Raw genomic sequence first — 17,857 nt, 5'->3', positions numbered from 1 at the left:
CTAGATATGGTGGAAAGGATTGGTCGATGCTTGACTAGGTACAATATCGATTGTCCAGCCATTTTCTTCCTCCCATTGAGTAAGAAGTGCTGCAATTTTTTCCACAAAAAGCACTTCGATATAATGACCTGGATCCAATGCCAACAAGCCATCAGACAGCATATCCTGAGCAGTATGATAATATATATCGCCAGTAATGTAGACATCTGCCCCCTTTGCTAAAGCATCCTTATAGAAAGACTGCCCGCTTCCGCCACAGATAGCCACTCTTGAAATAGGCTTCTGCAAATCACTCTCTTGATAATGCACCATTCGCAGACTATCTAGACCAAAGACTTGCTTGACATTCTGGGCCAATTCCCCAAAGGTCTGAGGCTGAACATTTCCAATACGACCAATCCCACGTTCAGGGCCTGTCTCCTGCAGATAAGTCGTTTCCTCCATACCTAGCATCTGGCAGAACCAGTCATTGAGACCATTTTCAACGATGTCAATATTGGTATGGCTAACATAAACTGCGATGTCATGCTTGATGAGATCAATGTAAATCTGATTTTGTGGACGGCTAGCTACCAAGTCCTTGATAGGACGGAAAATCGGCGCGTGCTTGACGATAATCAAATCCACTCCCTTTTCAATGGCCTCTGCCACCGTCTCTTCTCGAATATCGAGGGTAATCATGACCCTTTGGATATCCTTGTCCAATGTGCCGATTTGCAGACCACGACTATCCCCCTCCATAGAAAATTCTTGAGGACAAAAGTTTTCATAACGTTTAATGACTTCACTTGCTAACATGGAGAACCTCCTTGATGGCTTGAATTTTATCTACTAGAACTTGACGTTCTTCCAGATTTTTTTCTGGAATTTGTCCGAGGGCAAACTCTAGCTTAACAGCTTCTTTTTGCCATTTTTGGACAAAGACCGGGCTGACTTCTTTGGACAAGAAAGATCCAAAGCGGACATCACTGGCTGATAACTTCATTTGTCCCGCTTCCACAACTAGAATTTCATAAAATTTACCAGCTTCTTCTAAAATGCTTTCTGCTACAATCTGAAAACTATTGTCTTGCAACCAAATGCGCAAGTCGTCTTCACGATTATTAGGCTGGAGAATCAAACGCTCTACATTAGCCAGCTTGTCCAAGCCTTCTTCTAAGATCCTAGCAATCAAACGGCCACCCATACCAGCGATGGTGATGACAGAGACTTGGTCAGCCTCTTCAAAGGCTGCCAGACCATTAGCTAAACGAACTTGGATTTTCTCCTTTAAGCCGTGAGCCTCAACATTTTTAACCGCAGACTGGTAGGGACCTTCCACCACCTCACCTGCAATGGCACTTTTGATCTGTCCTCTCTCAACTAACTCGATAGGCAGATAAGCATGGTCACTCCCCACATCTAGTAAAATGGCTCCCTGTGGCACAAAGGAAGCCACTAATTCTAATCTCTTTGAAATCATTTTCTCTCACTTTCCAAACTCTATTACCTCTTATTATACCACATTTCAATCCTCAACTTTCCAGTAATATAAGTACCTCAAGCGAGAGAAATTTCAATGACCTAACGCAATAGATGGATTCACTTGAGAGATTTACACTCAAGAGAAACTCTTTCTTTTTCCAATCCCCATCAAGATGCAATTTATGTAAGATAAGTCTATTCTTTTCCTATAAAATCTGATAATATAGAGAAAAGAATGATTAGAACAGAGGTTACTTCAATGACGGTTCCCGATAGACTACCTGCTCGTATGAGAATGGATGGACGAGCTATTTTTCAACAGATAAAAAACTACTTTGATACTGAAAATAAAGAATATTTTAAGCACCCCAATACCTATGATGGTATTGCCATGCATCTGGAGCCCAACATCCTGACCAATATGGAGCACTTCGATTTGACTGGCTTTCATTGCGAATGTAAGGATTTCCAAAATCAGGGAGTCTGTAAACACTGGGTTGCCATGGATCTCTACTTTCGTAGTCTCCCCCAAGTTATTCAAGAACGCATTGGTAAAGCGAGTCATAAACCAAGTTTTGCCAGCCAACTAATTCCTACCTTGCCATCCGAAGAGCTCCAAGATGAACTGGTAGAAGAAAAAGCTACGGCGCCTTCACTTGCCCTTCATGGACAAGTCGAAATCCGAAATCATAGCCTATCCTGGACCTTAAAACTACAGGTAGAACAGGCTTCTCGTGCCTATGTTATCAAGGATATAGCTCATTTCATTTTTCTCATTTTCCAACAGGAAGATTACTTTGTTTCACAGAAAATCGGGACAATCAGATTATCCTTGGATCGGTTTAACCAAGCATCTCAAAACCTACTCCTCTATATCAAAAAATATTTCATCGATAGAAATGAATATTCTCATCTCAGCTTTAGTTATGGCATTAGCCCTAGAGATTGCGGACGCTATTTAGAGACTCCTGTTAGCTATTTAAACGACCTCGTGCCACTTTTTCAATCTTTGGATGTCTTCCAATATGTAACCTCAAAAGCCGAATACCCTCTTATATTCTTAGATGATAGTCCCTTTATCCCAGAAGAAGAAATTTTTAAAGTTGTCAAATCTGATAACCACTATGAAATCATCAATACAGCTTATTTTGGTTTCATTATTCAAGAAAAACTTTGGATTCGACACAATCACTTCCACATCATCAAAAAAGAGCACCGTTACTTTTTAGATAAATTAGCTACTTGGATCTATCATTATCAAGAACGTTCTCCTCTTATCTTTTCACAGGAAAATAAGGCTGAACTCATGCAAATCTGTAATATCATCTCAAACTATGTTCCTATCAGTATTCCAGATGAATTACAAATCCATGACTTTATCCCCACCTTTGCCTTCTCCAAGACTAGAAATGAAATTGCCCTCAACATGGTGTGGTCATTTGGAGAAAAGCAAGCCCATTCTAAACAAGATCTCCTAACCCTCCCCTATACTTACCAAGCTAGCAAAGCCAGAAAAATCTATCATCAACTGCTTTCTGCTGGTTTCAAAGAGGAATTTCATAGTCTTTCTAAAATCAAACTCGTTGATTTCTTCCTAAAAGAACTACCTCGTTTTCGTACTCTGGGTCAAGTTCAACTAGATGAATCCCTTGAAAAACTCTTAGTAGACGATCCTGCTGTTATTGACATTTTTGACGACGAGGGCTTCCTTTCAGTTCAGTTTGATTTTTCTATGATTTCAGAAGATGAGGTTGAAAAAGCTATCCAAGCTTTATGGAATCAAGAAAGCCACTACCAAACCAAGCAAGGAAAGGTTCTAGTCTTTGACGATGAAAGTCTCAAGGTTGCCCAAAGTCTCCAAGATCTTCGTGCTAAATTTTCAGACGGAAAAATCAAGATGCACAAATCTCGTGCCTTTAGCCTTTCTGAAACCTTCAAAGACAATGAACATGTCAATTTTTCTCGTGATTTCAAAAAGATGGCTTATGATCTGACCCACCCTGAAGAATTTGATATCAAGCCTTATGAAGTCAAGGCCAAACTTCGCTCCTATCAAAAGGAAGGAGTCAAGTGGCTGAGTATGCTGGATCATTATCATTTTGGGGGAATCCTGGCGGACGACATGGGGCTAGGGAAAACCTTGCAAACCATCACTCTTCTGGAAGCCAACCTTAAACCAGACCAGAAAGCTCTTATCCTAGCTCCAGCAAGCCTTCTTTATAATTGGAAGGAAGAATTCCGAAAATTTGTACCTCACAAACAGGTTGAAGTAGCCTATGGCACAAAAACTGAGCGTATCAAGCAAATCGAAAAATCTGGCACTATCACTATTACAAGCTACCCATCTTTTCGATCTGACCTTGAACACTATCAAAAGCAGTCTTACGACTACCTCATCTTAGACGAAGCACAGATGATAAAAAATAGTCAGACCAAAACAGCACAAGCTTTAAGAGAATTTGATGTCAAAACCTGCTATGCCTTATCTGGAACTCCTATCGAAAACCGTCTCGAAGAGCTTTGGTCTATTTTCCAGATAGTATTACCAGGTCTCCTACCAAGTAAAAAGGAATTTTCAAAATTATCACCTCAACTCGTTGCTAAACTGATTCAACCTTTTGTCCTGCGTAGGAAAAAAGACGAAGTTCTGACAGAATTGCCTGAACTGAACGAGCACCTCTACAGTAATGAACTTAGCAGTTCACAAAAAACGCTCTATCTAGCTCAACTTCGACGCATGCAAGAAATGGTTGCAGGGGCCAGCGCTGATGAGATTAAACGTCATAAAATTGAAATCTTAGCAGGACTGACCCGACTTAGACAAATCTGTAATACCCCTACTCTCTTTTTAGAAGACTACAAAGGAGATAGTGGAAAAATGGACAGCTTATTCGAGCTTCTGGACACTATTCGTGAAAAAGGATCACGACCACTTATCTTTTCACAATTCACCTCTATGCTTGATCTCATTGAGCAAGAACTAGAGAAAAAAGAAATGTCTCACTTTAAAATAACAGGACAAACACCTTCAGATAAACGTCAAGAAATGGTCAATCTCTTCAATCAAGGGGAAAAAGACTGCTTCCTCATTTCCCTAAAAGCAGGTGGAACAGGACTGAATCTAACAGGAGCTGATACCGTCATCCTCTGTGACCTCTGGTGGAATCCAGCAGTCGAGATGCAAGCCATCGGTCGAAGCCACCGCCTTGGCCAGACCAAACAAGTAGATGTCTATCGTCTCATCACCCTTGGAACCATCGAGGAAAAAATCCAAGAACTCCAAGAAAGTAAAAAAGAACTCTTCAACACCGTCCTTGAAGGACAAGAAAGTAGAAGCAATCTGAGCGTTGATGATATTAAAGAAATCTTGGGTGTTGAATAAATGAAAAAGAAAATCAAAGAGCAAACTAGGAAGGAAGCTAGCCACAGGTTGCTCAAAGCACTGCTTTGAGATTGCAGATAGAACTGACGAAGTCAGACCAAAACACTGTTTTGAGGTGGTGGATAAAACTGACCTGGTTTGCACTTTGATTTTCATTGAATATGAATCTGCTGCCTCGATACAAGCAGGCTTGAAAGTTGCTATTGGATTCATCAGTAGATAATAGGCACCCTGGTCTTGCACATCAGATTTACGATAGACTAGTCGTATAAGAAAACCGCAATCCACAGATTGCAGTCTTTCTTTATTTTCTAGCTTGGTAGCGACTAGTCAGGATGAAAATCACGGTAAAGACCAACATCATAACCCCATAGACAGGCAGTGTTTGTCCTGTTAAGGTCGAAATTTCAAGCAGTTTTTGAATTCTTGGGAAGAGAGCTGTGGCTAGGAAGCCTCCTACTGACCAAACAATCAAGAGGACACGCCAGAGAGTGAATGGCATGCAGGCTCTAAATACGGACAAGAAACCAATTGACCCCAGTAGATAATAGAGGAGAGTTGAAATTTCTAACTCAGACCAACCTTGGCTACTTCCAAATATTTTCACAAAGAGTACGCTGGACACGACCATCAGTGCGCTTGGTAGGGCACGAAGCATGGATCTTCTGAGGAAGTTTGGCTCAACAGGTTTGATATTTCGTTCAAAAGTTAGAACGAATGGTGGGAAACCTTCCACGAATTGGTCGATCATGGTTATCTGAATTGGAATGAAAGGGAAAATCAAGATCCACTCAGACCGTCCTAATAAAGCACTAGCAATACAAATGACTGCTAACAGGAAGGAATAGATGGTCTTAATCAAGAAAATCGGTGCGATATGGGCAATGTTATTGACCACACGACGACCTTCAAAGAGAATCTCAGGAACATCATTGAAATCCGAGTTCAAAAGAACCAAATTAGCAATCTGACGAGTAGCAGGATCCCCTTCCGCCATCACGATGGAACAATCCGCCTCACGAAGGGCTAGGATATCATTGACCCCGTCCCCTGTCATAGCTGTTGTATGACCCGCTTTTTTCAGCGTTTGGATGATGAGTTTCTTTTGATGAGGGGAAACCCGTCCGAAAATGGCTGTTTCCTCAGCCATGGCAACCAATTCCTCATCCGTTATTTTTGAACAGTCTACATAGCTGTGATAGTCTACAAACCCAGCCTTCTGAGCAATGCTGGACACAGTGACCGGATTGTCACCAGAGATAATCTTGAGACCCACTTCCTGAGAACGGAGATAGTCCAACGTCTCTGCTGCTCCTTCTCGAATGGGATCCAAGATTTCCAGCAAGGCTAGAGCCTGAATATCAGATGGTTTCTGTGGTTTGTGGTGGTCTAGTTTTTCCTGACTGAGGGCTAAAACCAAGACACGTGATCCTCTCTCCAAAGCCTCTCTGGCTTCTGGGACTTCAGAGTCCAGCAACATCTCAGGTGCCCCTAAGAAAACTGTCCCCAGACCTTCCAATTCTATAGCACCCCACTTGCGGTCGCTAGAGAAAGGAAGATTCGAAAGCATAGGATAGGCAATCTGTCCTTGGAAACGCTGACGAATAGCTTGAGCTGTTGGATTCTTATCCTCACTATGGGCTATGTAGCTGGTCAGGATTCTGGCAATAGCCTCTTCACCGTAGGCTTGAGTCAGAGGAAGAACCGCCTCCACCTGCATCTTTCCTTGGGTGATGGTCCCCGTCTTGTCCAGACAGAGCATATCCACGCGCGCCAAGGTCTCGACAGAGTACATCTCCTGCACCAAGACCTTTTTCAAGCCCAGCTTGATCACCGCAGTCAAGAGTGAAGTAATGGTCAAAAGGGCAATTCCCTTAGGCAACATCCCCAAAAGGGCTGTCGATGAATTTACAACGGATGACTTGAGAGGCAAGCCTTTTAACATCAAGGCTTCTAGCAGGAGGGCCAAACCAAAGGGAATGATAATCTTCCCAGTAAAACCAGCTAGCTTGTCCAGCGATTTCATGATACGGGAGTTGATCGGTTTCACTGTCTTAGCTTCCAGCATGAGTTTGGAAGCATAGTTGTCTACCCCGACATGGTGAACTTGAGCCAAAACTGCGCCACTAGCTAGGAAACTTCCAGACAAAAGCAAGACATCAACTTCCTTTTGCACCAAATCACTTTCTCCCGTCAACATGGCTTCATTGACTTCCGCAAAACCTTCTAAAACGAGGGCATCACTAGGAATTTGCTCCCCAGCAGACAGACGAATCACATCTCCTAACACCAATTCTTCAGGATTCAGAGCCACTTCCTGGCCATCACGAATGGTTTTGACCTTTTCCTTGGTCATGAGATTGAGCTTGTCCACCATGTGTTTAGCCCGCAGCTCGGTCACAATCCCAGAAAAAGCGTTAAAGCAGATAACAGCAAAGAAGACCAGATTGCTCCAAGCCTGCACAAAGGCTAGTGCCAAAGCAATGGCAAAGTTCAAAGCGTTAAAAAGGGTAAAGACATTGCGTTTAACGATTTGCCAAGTGCTAGTACTGCCCGAAGCAGTAAAATCATTGACCAAGCCCTTAGCCTGTCTTTCCTTGACTTCTCTTTGGGTTAATCCCATAATCTTATTTTCATCCATAAATTCTATCATATCATTTTTTCTAAAAGAATTCTAATCTCATCCCAAATATGCACCTAGTCAAGGGAAAAGCGTAACTTCTCAAAGTAACTTCCACTTGCCCAACCGAAGTGGAAATTAGTCTAAAACGGATTTTTATGGTGGAATTAAGTGTGAGACGTTTGAGTTAGAAATGAGGTCTACTATGACAAAACATAAACATCTTACCCTTTCAGACCGTAACGATATCCAGCTAGGTTTAGAGCGCGGTGAAACCTTCAAAGCTATCGGACAAGCCATTCTAAAAGACCCAACTACTGTTTCCAAAGAAGTCAAACGAAACAGACAAGTCCGAGAGTCTACATGCGATAACCTTCCTCGCCCTCTACTCGACAAGGCTCCCTTTGTCTGTAACGGCTGCCCTAAAAGAAGACAGAATTGTGGCTATAAGAAGATCTTCTACCTCGCTAAACAAGCTCAAAAGCAGTACGAACAAACTCTTGTCGAAGCTCGTGAAGGAACTCCTCTCAATTCCAAGACCTTCTGGGACATGGACAAAGTCATTTCTGATGGTGTTAAAAAGGGACAACACATCTATCATATCCTCAAAACTCATAACCTCGATGTCAGCTCCTCAACCGTCTATCGACATATCCGAAAAGGATACCTATCTATCGCTCCTATTGACCTAGCCAGAGCTGTTAAATTCAAAGAAAGACGGAAAAGTAAGCTACCTTCCATCCCTAAAGAAGCTAAAAAAGGCCGTTCCTATGAGGATTTCCAAAACTATTTAGTACTGAATCAACTAGACTCTTGGCTGGAAATGGACACAGTTCTGGGGAGGATGGGAGGTAAAGTCCTACTCACCTTCAATTTATCTTTCTGTAACTTTATCTTCGCTAGGCTTCTGGATAATAAAGCTGCCCTTGAGGTTACCAAACACCTCTATACCATCAAGAACACTCTTCATGAAGCGGATAAAGATTTCTTCCAACTCTTTCCTGTCATTCTTACCGATAATGGTGGAGAGTTTGCCAGAGTCGATGATATCGAAATGGATGTGCGACGAGAGAGTAAACTCTTCTTTTGTGATCCTAATCGCTCTGACCAGAAAGGGAGAATTGAGAAAAATCACACACTAATTTGAGACATTCTACCTAAGGGAACTTCTTTTGACAACTTAACTCAGAAGGACATCAATCTCGTTTGTTCTCATGTCAACAGTGTCAAACGTGCTGCTTTGAATGGAAAGTCAGCCTATGAGCTCTTTGCCTTTACCTATGGAGAAGAGATTCCTAAGCTTCTCGGCATTTCTAAAATACCTGCAGAAGACGTCTGCCAGTCTTCTAAATTACTCCAACATAAGTTCTAAAAACTAACCTTTAACCCCATTCAAACGTCTCACACTAACTTCCACCATAGCGGAACTTAATCTGAAACGCTTTCAGATGAGGGGATTTTGTGCGCTCTTTTTTTCGATTCATTTTGGCTACAAAAGCGATGAAATCAAGCATTAGTAAAACCAGTGGAACTTACCCTGACACGGATTTCCACTGGTTTTTACGATTTTTATCAGACTAACTTCCACTTGGATTAGCGGTGGAAGTTAGTTTGGGAATTTACCGTCAAGGGAAAAGTTTGCCAGCCCTCCTTTGATAAGGTATAATAATAACAAGAAAAGAATCGAAGGAGAACGCATGTTTTATACTTATTTACGTGGATTGGTTGTATTGCTCCTATGGTCCATCAATGGCAATGCCCATTATCATAATACTGATAAAATTCCCAAGCAAGATGAAAATTATATTCTGGTTGCTCCTCATCGCACCTGGTGGGATCCTGTTTATATGGCCTTTGCGACCAAGCCAAAACAGTTCATCTTTATGGCTAAAAAAGAGCTCTTTACCAACCGTATCTTTGGCTGGTGGATTCGCATGTGTGGTGCCTTTCCTATCGATCGGGAAAACCCAAGCGCCTCTGCCATCAAATACCCTATTAATGTCCTCAAAAAAAGCGACCGCTCTCTCATCATGTTTCCAAGTGGAAGCCGTCACTCAAATGATGTAAAAGGTGGCGTAGCCCTGATTGCCAAAATGGCCAAGGTCCGTATCATGCCAGTTACCTACACAGGTCCCATGACTTTGAAGGGCTTAGTTAGCCGTGAACGTGTCGATATGAACTTTGGAAATCCAATCGATATCTCAGATATCAAGAAAATGAATGATGAAGGCATTGAAACAGTCGCCAATCGTATCCAAACAGAATTCCAACGTCTGGATGAAGAAACCAAACAATGGCATAATGATAAAAAACCAAACCCACTCTGGTGGTTTGTCCGCATCCCTGCTCTCATCCTTGCAATTATCCTTGCTATCTTAACCATCATCTTTAGCTTTATCGCAAGCTTCATCTGGAATCCAGATAAGAAAAGAGAAAAACTTGGTTAAAAAGCTAACCTTGGTCAAACGGCCAAGGTTTTTCATATGTATGAAAAATCCATGCAAAAGAAAAAATCTCCCCGAAGGGAGAAGATCTGGTTTATTTTATAGTAGATTGAATCTGGAATAGTACGTTATAACTGTTAAAATATTTCTAGAAATTAATTTTATTTTCCTAATCGATTTGTTCACATCTTGTTTCAATCTACTATACCTTACAGTGCTAGGAACCGTAACCGAAGATTATATAGTGGATTGAATCTGGAATAGTACGCCATGGTTGCTAAAATATTTCTATACATTAATTTGACTTTCCTAATCAATTTGTTCACATCTTATTTCAATCTACTATACTTGAGTATATCGAGGTAAGGTGACAACATAAAAAGCCCTCCGAAATCAGAGAGCCTGATTCTTGCCGGATAAAGCGTTTGTAGACTAGGCGACAAGCCGAAGATTGTACTGATGGTACATCGAGGCGAAGTCAACGAAGTATAGAAACGTTTTAGACGCAAGATTAGCGACGAAGTCCTAGAGAGTTGATTAACTCACGGTAACGGTTAACGTCGTTTTTACGCAAGTATGCAAGCAAGTTACGACGGCGACCGATTTTTTTCATCAATCCACGGTAAGTAGCGTGGTCTTTTTTGTGTTGTTTGATGTGTTCGTTAAGGTGGTTGATTTCCCAAGTAAGGACAGCAACTTGAACCTCTACTGAACCTGTATCACCTTCGTGACGTGCATATTGTGCAATGATTTCATTTTTTTTCTCTTTTGAGATTGCCATGATGTTTCTCCTTTTTATTTGGCTTCATCCGAGTGACAGGTTGGCATGCCTGTAACCAAGAAGAAGTTATTTGTCTTTACGACAATCCCTATTCTACCAATAACTAACTTCTTTGTCAACAGATTTACTTTCTTGTTTTAAATATGCTATAATAATCATAGCAAGAAATCTAAGTTGTCTGTTTTTTAAAACGAGGTGATTATCATGCCTAGATTCTATTCCCATCTCCCCTATTATTTGGTCATCTTTTTCTTTTACTGGCCACTTTATGAGTTGTTATCACTAATCGTTTCTGACCCCCTTTTGCTCAAAAGTCTCTACGTAAATAATATTCTCTTCTATACACCTCTAGTGATCTTTATTGTGTCGTTACTATATAGCTACCGATTCTATTTTTCAATTTGGTGGTTACTTACTATTGGTTTGCTCTTTGGCTTTACTATCATAACCTTTGGTGAGTTTATACTAATTTACTTGCTAATCTATGAAACCTTGGCTCTGATGGGCATGGCTTCTGGTATTATCATCAAGCATATTCTACAAAAAATGAAAAACAAAATACTTTCACAAAATCCTTGAAAAATCTCACAATCATGCTATAATAATCCATAGAGACAAGTCACTTAGTCCCTTTCTACTAGAGAGTGCGTGGTTGCTGGAAACGCATAGGAGGCCTAAACTGACACTACTCTTGAGTTTTTATGAAAACATAAAACGGTGGCCACGTTAGAGCCAATCAGAGGTGTCCCTCTTTTTTGAGGAACATAAATGAAGGTGGAACCACGTTGCGACGTCCTTTCGAGGATGTCGCTTTTTGTTTTTCTAGCTTTCACTATCCTCTGTCCCTGTTTTCATAATAGGGGTTAACACATTCGTCAATAATATAAGTAAGGAGAACATCATGATTAACATTACTTTCCCAGATGGCGCTGTTCGTGAATTCGAATCTGGCGTTACAACTTTTGAAATTGCCCAATCTATCAGCAATTCCCTAGCTAAAAAAGCTTTGGCTGGTAAATTCAACGGCAAACTCATCGACACTACTCGTGCTATCACTGAAGATGGAAGCATCGAAATCGTGACACCTGATCACGAAGATGCCCTTACAATCTTGCGTCACTCAGCTGCCCACTTGTTCGCCCAAGCAGCTCGTCGCCTTTTCCCAGACATTCATTTGGGAGTTGGTCCAGCTATCGAAGATGGTTTCTACTACGATACTGACAATACAGCTGGTCAAATCTCTAACGAAGACCTTCCTCATATCGAAGAAGAAATGAAAAAAATCGTCAAAGAAAACTTCCCGTCAATCCGTGAAGAAGTAACTAAAGACGAGGCACGTGAAATCTTCAAGAGCGACCCTTACAAGTTAGAACTGATTGAAGAACACTCTGAAGATGAAGGTGGTTTGACTATCTACCGTCAGGGTGAATACGTGGACCTTTGCCGTGGCCCTCATGTCCCATCAACAGGCCGTATCCAAATCTTCCACCTTCTCCATGTAGCAGGTGCTTACTGGCGCGGAAATAGCGACAACGCTATGATGCAACGTATCTACGGTACAGCTTGGTTTGACAAGAAAGACTTGAAAAACTACCTTCAATTGCGTGAAGAAGCTAAGGAACGTGACCACCGTAAACTTGGTAAAGAACTTGACCTCTTCATGATTTCTCAAGAAGTCGGTCAAGGACTTCCATTCTGGTTGCCAAATGGAGCGACTATCCGTCGTGAATTGGAACGCTACATTGTCGACAAGGAGTTGGCTTCTGGCTACCAACACGTCTACACTCCACCACTTGCTTCTGTTGAACTTTATAAGACTTCTGGTCACTGGGATCATTACCAAGAAGACATGTTCCCAACCATGGACATGGGGGACGGGGAAGAATTTGTCCTTCGTCCAATGAACTGCCCGCACCACATCCAAGTCTTCAAACACCATGTTCACTCTTACCGCGAATTGCCAATCCGTATCGCTGAAATCGGTATGATGCACCGTTACGAAAAATCTGGTTCCCTCACTGGTCTTCAACGTGTGCGTGAAATGTCACTCAACGATGGTCACCTCTTTGTAACTCCTGAACAAATCCAAGAAGAATTCCAACGTGCCCTTCAGTTGATTATCGATGTTTATGAAGACTTCAACTTGACTGAATACCGCTTCCGTCTCTCTCTTCGTGACCCTCAAGATACTCACAAGTACTTTGACAACGATGAAATGTGGGAAAATGCCCAAACCATGCTTCGTGCAGCCCTTGATGAAATGGGTGTTGACTACTTTGAAGCCGAAGGCGAAGCAGCCTTCTACGGACCAAAATTGGATATTCAAGTTAAGACCGCTCTTGGTAAAGAAGAAACCCTTTCTACTATCCAGCTTGACTTCTTGCTTCCAGAACGCTTCGACCTCAAATACATCGGAGCTGATGGTGAAGAACACCGTCCAGTTATGATTCACCGTGGGGTTATCTCAACTATGGAACGCTTCACAGCTATCTTGATTGAGAACTATAAAGGTGCCTTCCCAACATGGCTTGCACCACACCAAGTAACCCTCATCCCAGTTTCTAACGAGAAACATGTGGACTACGCTTGGGAAGTAGCCAAGAAACTCCGTGACCGTGGTGTCCGTGCAGATGTAGATGAGCGCAATGAAAAGATGCAGTTCAAGATCCGTGCTTCACAAACCAGCAAGATTCCTTACCAATTAATCGTTGGGGACAAGGAAATGGAAGACGGAACAGTCAACGTTCGCCGCTATGGCCAAAAAGAAACACAAACTGTCTCAGTTGATGACTTTGTTCAAGCTATCTTAGCTGATATCGCCAACAAATCACGCGTTGAGAAATAAGAGACAAAACCTGGGATAAAATCCTAGCTACCTAAAAAGCAACAACTATTTTGACCTGAACCCCAAAACCCGGAACACGGATGGAGGGGTTTTAGTATGCCAAAATACACAAAAGAATTTATAGTGGATTGAAACTAGAGTAGTACACTACGACTGCTAAAATATTTCTAGGAATTAATTTAACTTTCCTAATTAATTTGTTCACATCTTATTTCAATCTACTATAAAATCAAACTAGTAATGGAATATTTATCAGGAGAATCTGGAGGCAGTCCGATGGTTGCTAAAAAATATGATATACCCGAAGGTACATTACAAAACTGGATAATAAAATATCAATCAGGTGGATTTGATAACTTATCAAAAAAGCAAAATCAAGATAAATTCACTAGTGAATTTAAGCTATCTGTAATACAATATAGGCAAATCAATAATATCTCATTCAGACAAACCGCAGAGCACTTTAATATAAGCAATGGATCAATAATATGTAATTGGGAGAGAGCATATAGAAAGCGTGGTTTATCTGGACTAGAAGATAACAGAGGAAGGCCTAGAAAAGACATGACCAAATCAAATAAAAAGTCTAAATTTAATACTCCAATCAATGAAAGTGAAAAAGAAGAATTAATAAGATTAAGAGAAGAAAATAGACTTCTCAAAATGAAAATAATATACGAAAAAAAGCTACAAGCCTTGCTCCTGGCAGAGGAAGCAGAAGCAAGGAAAAGACAAAGATAATCCTCAAACTTCTAAAAGAAAATCCACAAAGTAAAATAAATGAATGGCTAAAAATAGCTAAATTACCAAAATCATCAAATGTCCCCTGTCATGTACAGATTACATTCCGCTTAAAATGTTATTAAGTTATTCCGTGTTTACGGGTTCAGGTCATTTCAGCTGTTGCTTTTTCTATTTTATTTAATCTGAGCTAGTAGTGATTGGTCAAACAACAACACAAGATTTGCTTTCATGAGTTAGATAAGGTCAATATCCTCAATCCTTATCTGCTTCATTTTCTTTTACGAGCTCTTTTTGTGAATCCTTTTCAGAGAGTTTTTGATCAATATACTTGTTAATGGTTTCATAAAATTCCTTGGCCGTCTCACTGTCTAATTTTGTCGAATTATGAACTTGATTGACTTTCAATTGAACAGATTGAATACCGTAAGAGGCTTGTTTTTGGTGGAGGGTTTCTAATTCTTCTTCTGAAATCGGATCTCCAACAACCGTCAAGACCAATTCATTGTTCCTTGACTTGTAGACTTGATTAATGACCGTGTGATTGGCGAACTCTTTTCCTACAAACTGTTTGATTCCTTCTTTTCGCGCTTGATCTATCGTCAGAGTGACTGCTGAATAACTGGCTGGAAGAGCCAATAATACAATCAAGGATGTCAAGCCAATTCTCATTTTAATATTTAGCTCTTTAAATGAACTTAAGGGAGATTTCCTCATCAAAATTCCTGTTCCAACAATGTTGGTTAGCATGATAAAGACACAATTGATCAAGAAAAGATAGAGAGCTCCAAATAAAAATCGTACATTTCCATTAGCTAAACCATAGCCTGCAGTACAGATAGGTGGCATCAGAGCTGTTGCAATGGCTACTCCTGGCACGATATTGTTTGCTTCTTTTTTCCTTGAACCAATTACGCCTGCTATCCCACCAGCAATAGCAATGAGAACATCCCAAATGGTTGGAGAGGTTCGTGCAATCAATTCGCTACTTTCATAAGATAAGGGAGAAATCCAGAAATACAGAGCCGAGACAAGCAAGCTGACCAATACTTGGGTAAATAAAACCTCTAGAGATTGCTTGATTAAACGCGTATCAAAAATAGCTAAACCAAACCCCAGTCCAACAATCGGTGTCATAAGAGGGGAAATCAGCATGGCTCCAATAATGACAGCTGTTGAATTCATATTTAGGCCGATAGAGGCAATAAAAATAGCACACATCAAAATCACTGTATCTCTTAATCGAACATGAAGATCATCATATAATTTCTCACGGTATTCACGTGTTGAATAGTTTCCGGTCATTGGTTACTCCTTTTATTTCATATAATTTTGTTTCTGCATGGATAAGGGTAGAGAGATTTCTGTCCAGTCTTACATATTTTTAATTATCATCTGTAATTCTTTTGAAAATTATCCTTTAACTATCCGTCAGTCCATCCTTAACATTATATCAAAAATTTTACAGTCTTTCTCCGAAGAAATCTATCAATTGAACAGATAGAGAAAGTTATCGTCAACCTCATGGTATCATCGACTACTTCAATGACCTCTAGAACCAAACTAAGCATATGATAAGCAAAGGCCAATGGAGAAATGCAAAAATTACAGGAAGGAAGAAAACTGTCAAGATTTGCTTGTTATTGGTTTGCTTAATCTGCTTTTGATTTAGACCTACCTTTTCGTTCGTGGTCTTCATATCCCTCAGAGATTTGTTTATAGTAGATATAGTAGATTGAAATAAGATGTGACCAAATTGATTAGGAAAGTCAAATTAATGTATAGAAATATTTTAGCAACTATGTCGTACTATTCTAGATTAAATCTACTATAAAATAATTTACTCAGATATACAGTTAAAGATAAAAAAGCCCAGTTGTCTTATCCTGGGCTCTTATCTATCATGCTCACTCAATTATCAGATTCATATCGGAAAACTTAATTCTTACGGTCGTTCCTTTCCCAACCTCAGACTCGATGCGAATCTGGTGACCCAGTTCTTCAGAAATTTTCTTAGATAGGTAAAGGCCAAGGCCAGAGGACTGCTGAGTTAGGCGGCCATTGTAGCCTGAAAAGCCACGTTCAAAGACTCGGAGAACATCACTGTTTTTTATCCCGATTCCCGTATCCTTGATACAGAGCCCCTGACCCTCCATATAAATCTCAAGGCCACCTTCCTTGGTGTACTTGAGACTGTTTGAGATAATTTGCTCAATGACCACTAACAGCCACTTTTTATCCGTCACAATTTCTTTATCAAGGTCATGCAGATTGACACTTAAGCCTTTTTGAATAAAGAATAGAGCGTATTTACGCAGTATTTCCTTGACCAAGTCCTCAATTTGAACCTGCTTTAAGACCAAATCATCATGGAAACTTTCTAAACGCAGGTACTGCAAGACTAGATTTGTATAGGAGTCTATCTTGAAAATTTCCTGTTCTAGCTGCTGCTTCAGTTGGCGATCGGCTACTTCTGCAACTAAGAGTTGACTAGCTGCAATGGGCGTCTTAATCTGGTGGACCCATAAGGTATAGTAATCCAGCAAATCCGTCAGTTTTCTTTCTGCATCTGACCTCTGCTGGTAGAGTTCCATCTCACGCGCTTCTAGTTTCTCAGCCAAAACTCTTTCCAATGGAGACTTGGCTTCCCTCTCTCCATAGAGAATTTCCTGACGATAGACCTGCATTTCCACCAATATGTCCCAAGTAAAAAATAAGATGGTTATAAAGCAACACAAGAGGAAAAAGTAGAGAAAGTAAATTCCTAAACTGGTAAATAAAAACTGAAAGAGCAAAACTAGAAATGCTAAAGCAAGCAGATAGACCAACAGACGACTACGGGAACGCAGATAATCTAGAAAAAATTGTTTCCATTCAAGCATGCTTCAGTCCATACCCTATCCCTTTCTTAGTCTCGATAAATCCCACCAAGCCCTGCTCTTCCAATTTTTTACGCAAACGAGCCACATTGACAGAAAGGGTATTGTCATCAATGAAAAAGTCACTGTTCCAAAGTTCCCGCATCAAATCATCACGCGCTACAATATTGCCCGCATGCTCAAACAAAACGCGTAAAATCTGGAATTCGTTCTTGGTCAAATTCAATACTTGCCCTTGATAATGTAAATCCATGGATTTTGTATTGAGGATCACACCGGCATATTCCAGTAAACTCTCGTCACGCCCAAACTCATAGGAACGGCGCAGCAAGCCCTGAACCTTAGCTAAAAGGACCTGCTGGTCAAAAGGTTTGGTCACAAAGTCATCCGCCCCCATATTAATCGCCATAACAATATCCATAGCCTGATCTCTCGAAGACAGAAACATAATCGGCACCTTGGAAATCTTGCGAATCTCCTGACACCAATGATAGCCATTAAACAAGGGCAAGCCAATATCCATGAGAACCAGATGAGGTTCCGACTGGACAAAAAGACTCAAAACTTCCATAAAATCTTCTACCAAGACCACTTCAAATCCCCATTCAGAGAGCATTTTCCCGACCTGTTGACGAATAACCTGATCATCTTCTACTAGTAAAATCTTGTGCATGCGCTCCTCCTTTTCTATTATTATAACA

General features: G+C 40.8%; 12 protein-coding genes and 2 pseudogenes. 6 read left to right on the top strand and 8 right to left on the bottom strand.

Translation table 11 applies throughout. The features are described from left to right. Window positions 1-798, bottom strand: coding sequence for a Nif3-like dinuclear metal center hexameric protein (locus FGQ53_RS01935; RefSeq protein ID WP_138335358.1), 798 nt, complete (start codon window positions 796-798; stop codon window positions 1-3). Then, a complete protein-coding gene (locus tag FGQ53_RS01930; RefSeq protein WP_138335356.1) occupies window positions 785-1,462 on the bottom strand; it encodes a tRNA (adenine(22)-N(1))-methyltransferase in 678 nt (225 codons plus the stop codon). Before FGQ53_RS01930 ends, FGQ53_RS01935 begins: the two co-directional genes overlap by 14 nt. Window positions 1,463-1,699: 237 nt before the next feature. Here FGQ53_RS01930 and FGQ53_RS01925 point away from each other — a divergent pair, with 237 nt between their 5' ends. Then, window positions 1,700-4,846: a DEAD/DEAH box helicase gene (locus tag FGQ53_RS01925; RefSeq protein ID WP_138335355.1), complete on the top strand. Its 3,147-nt coding sequence runs from the start codon at window positions 1,700-1,702 to the stop codon at window positions 4,844-4,846. A gap of 304 nt (window positions 4,847-5,150) precedes the next feature. Here the strand turns inward: FGQ53_RS01925 and FGQ53_RS01920 are convergent, their stop codons facing one another. Next, on the bottom strand, window positions 5,151-7,487 hold the full coding sequence (locus tag FGQ53_RS01920; RefSeq protein ID WP_138335384.1) for a cation-translocating P-type ATPase: 2,337 nt from the start codon (window positions 7,485-7,487) through the stop codon (window positions 5,151-5,153). Window positions 7,488-7,671: 184 nt separating this feature from the next. Here FGQ53_RS01920 and FGQ53_RS01915 point away from each other — a divergent pair. Both FGQ53_RS01915 and FGQ53_RS01910 read left to right on the top strand, forming a co-directional pair. Further along, a pseudogene (locus FGQ53_RS01915) lies at window positions 7,672-8,838 on the top strand (IS30 family transposase). A 325-nt stretch (window positions 8,839-9,163) separates the two neighbouring features. Continuing rightward, window positions 9,164-9,913, top strand: coding sequence for a lysophospholipid acyltransferase family protein (locus FGQ53_RS01910; RefSeq protein WP_138335353.1), 750 nt, complete (start codon window positions 9,164-9,166; stop codon window positions 9,911-9,913). A gap of 508 nt (window positions 9,914-10,421) precedes the next feature. Here FGQ53_RS01910 and rpsO read toward each other — a convergent pair. Then, window positions 10,422-10,691: a 30S ribosomal protein S15 gene (rpsO, locus tag FGQ53_RS01905; RefSeq protein WP_001018251.1), complete on the bottom strand. Its 270-nt coding sequence runs from the start codon at window positions 10,689-10,691 to the stop codon at window positions 10,422-10,424. 204 nt (window positions 10,692-10,895) lie between these two features. Here rpsO and FGQ53_RS11905 point away from each other — a divergent pair, with 204 nt between their 5' ends. From FGQ53_RS11905 to FGQ53_RS01880, 3 genes are all read left to right on the top strand, one after another. After that, complete coding sequence (locus tag FGQ53_RS11905) at window positions 10,896-11,270, top strand: hypothetical protein (RefSeq protein ID WP_138335351.1); 375 nt, start codon at window positions 10,896-10,898, stop codon at window positions 11,268-11,270. A gap of 322 nt (window positions 11,271-11,592) precedes the next feature. Continuing rightward, a complete protein-coding gene (thrS, locus tag FGQ53_RS01890; RefSeq protein WP_138335349.1) occupies window positions 11,593-13,536 on the top strand; it encodes a threonine--tRNA ligase in 1,944 nt (647 codons plus the stop codon). 195 nt (window positions 13,537-13,731) lie between these two features. Next, a complete protein-coding gene (locus FGQ53_RS01880; protein ID WP_343324285.1) occupies window positions 13,732-14,277 on the top strand; it encodes a helix-turn-helix domain containing protein in 546 nt (181 codons plus the stop codon). 255 nt (window positions 14,278-14,532) lie between these two features. On the opposite strand, the gene FGQ53_RS01875 is transcribed toward FGQ53_RS01880, so the two are convergent. The 4 genes and pseudogenes from FGQ53_RS01875 to FGQ53_RS01860 all read right to left on the bottom strand — a co-directional run bounded on the left by FGQ53_RS01875 (window position 14,533) and on the right by FGQ53_RS01860 (window position 17,829). Beyond that, window positions 14,533-15,582 (bottom strand): DUF389 domain-containing protein, encoded by a 1,050-nt coding sequence (locus FGQ53_RS01875; protein WP_138335345.1) that lies wholly within the window; start codon window positions 15,580-15,582, stop codon window positions 14,533-14,535. Window positions 15,583-15,725: 143 nt separating this feature from the next. Continuing rightward, window positions 15,726-16,016 (bottom strand): annotated as a pseudogene (locus FGQ53_RS01870) (ABC transporter permease); the annotation flags it as partial. A 168-nt stretch (window positions 16,017-16,184) separates the two neighbouring features. Continuing rightward, a complete protein-coding gene (locus FGQ53_RS01865; RefSeq protein ID WP_138335343.1) occupies window positions 16,185-17,159 on the bottom strand; it encodes a sensor histidine kinase in 975 nt (324 codons plus the stop codon). After that, window positions 17,152-17,829: a response regulator transcription factor gene (locus FGQ53_RS01860; protein ID WP_000548991.1), complete on the bottom strand. Its 678-nt coding sequence runs from the start codon at window positions 17,827-17,829 to the stop codon at window positions 17,152-17,154. Before FGQ53_RS01860 ends, FGQ53_RS01865 begins: the two co-directional genes overlap by 8 nt. Window positions 17,830-17,857: the final 28 nt, after the last annotated feature.

This window comes from Streptococcus mitis (assembly GCF_005844455.1).
GTDB classification, from domain to species: Bacteria; Bacillota; Bacilli; order Lactobacillales; family Streptococcaceae; genus Streptococcus; species Streptococcus mitis_BF.
The sequence above is the reverse complement of the archived record's forward strand: the minus strand, read 5'-3'. Positions and strand labels throughout refer to the sequence as shown.

Coding starts and splice junctions, on each gene's coding strand:
- FGQ53_RS01860 (WP_000548991.1), bottom strand. CDS start 17,829: ATGCACAAGATTTTACTAGTAGAAGATGATCAGGTTATTCGTCAACAG.
- FGQ53_RS01920 (WP_138335384.1), bottom strand. CDS start 7,487: ATGGATGAAAATAAGATTATGGGATTAACCCAAAGAGAAGTCAAGGAA.
- FGQ53_RS11905 (WP_138335351.1), top strand. CDS start 10,896: ATGCCTAGATTCTATTCCCATCTCCCCTATTATTTGGTCATCTTTTTC.
- FGQ53_RS01875 (WP_138335345.1), bottom strand. CDS start 15,582: ATGACCGGAAACTATTCAACACGTGAATACCGTGAGAAATTATATGAT.
- FGQ53_RS01925 (WP_138335355.1), top strand. CDS start 1,700: ATGATTAGAACAGAGGTTACTTCAATGACGGTTCCCGATAGACTACCT.
- FGQ53_RS01935 (WP_138335358.1), bottom strand. CDS start 798: ATGTTAGCAAGTGAAGTCATTAAACGTTATGAAAACTTTTGTCCTCAA.
- FGQ53_RS01910 (WP_138335353.1), top strand. CDS start 9,164: ATGTTTTATACTTATTTACGTGGATTGGTTGTATTGCTCCTATGGTCC.
- FGQ53_RS01930 (WP_138335356.1), bottom strand. CDS start 1,462: ATGATTTCAAAGAGATTAGAATTAGTGGCTTCCTTTGTGCCACAGGGA.
- FGQ53_RS01865 (WP_138335343.1), bottom strand. CDS start 17,159: ATGCTTGAATGGAAACAATTTTTTCTAGATTATCTGCGTTCCCGTAGT.
- rpsO (WP_001018251.1), bottom strand. CDS start 10,691: ATGGCAATCTCAAAAGAGAAAAAAAATGAAATCATTGCACAATATGCA.
- thrS (WP_138335349.1), top strand. CDS start 11,593: ATGATTAACATTACTTTCCCAGATGGCGCTGTTCGTGAATTCGAATCT.